Below are 651 nucleotides of genomic sequence, written 5' to 3' on the forward strand. Positions count from 1 at the left end.
GCGTTGAGCCGCAGACCGAGACCGTCTGGCGTCAGGCCGACAAGTACAAGGTTCCGCGGATCGTGTTCGTCAACAAGATGGACAAGATCGGCGCCGACTTCGACAAGTCGGTCGAGTCGATCCGCGACCGCCTGGGCGCCAAGGCCGTTCCGATCCAGTTCCCGATCGGCGCCGAAAGCGCGCTGAAGGGCCTGGTCGACCTGGTCCGCATGAAGGCCGTGGTCTGGGACAACGATGGCCTGGGCGCGACCTATCGCGACGAGGAAATCCCCGCCGACCTGATGGACAAGGCCGTGGAAGCCCGCGCCTACCTGGTCGAGAACGCCGTCGAACTCGACGACGACGCCATGGAAGCCTATCTGGGCGGCGAAGAGCCCTCGGAAGCGGTCATCAAGAAGTGCATCCGTAAGGCCGTTCTGACGGGCGCCTTCTATCCGATCCTCTGCGGCTCGGCCTTCAAGAACAAGGGCGTCCAGCCCCTGCTCGACGCGGTCGTCGACTACCTGCCGTCGCCGGTGGACATTCCGCCGACCAAGGGCATCGACTTCAAGACCGAAGAAGAGACCACCCGCAAGGCCTCGGACGAAGAGCCGCTGTCGGTTCTGGCGTTCAAGATCATGGACGACCCCTTCGTCGGTTCGCTGACCCTGT

1 protein-coding gene is annotated in these 651 nt (G+C 63.9%); it reads left to right on the forward strand.

Annotated features, from left to right (window positions below):
• Window positions 1–651: elongation factor G (fusA, locus tag J7643_19970; protein ID MBO9542871.1), on the forward strand; the 651-nt coding region annotated here is incomplete at both ends.

This window comes from bacterium, from assembly GCA_017744355.1.
In the GTDB taxonomy this organism is placed as follows: Bacteria; Cyanobacteriota; Sericytochromatia; order S15B-MN24; family UBA4093; genus JAGIBK01.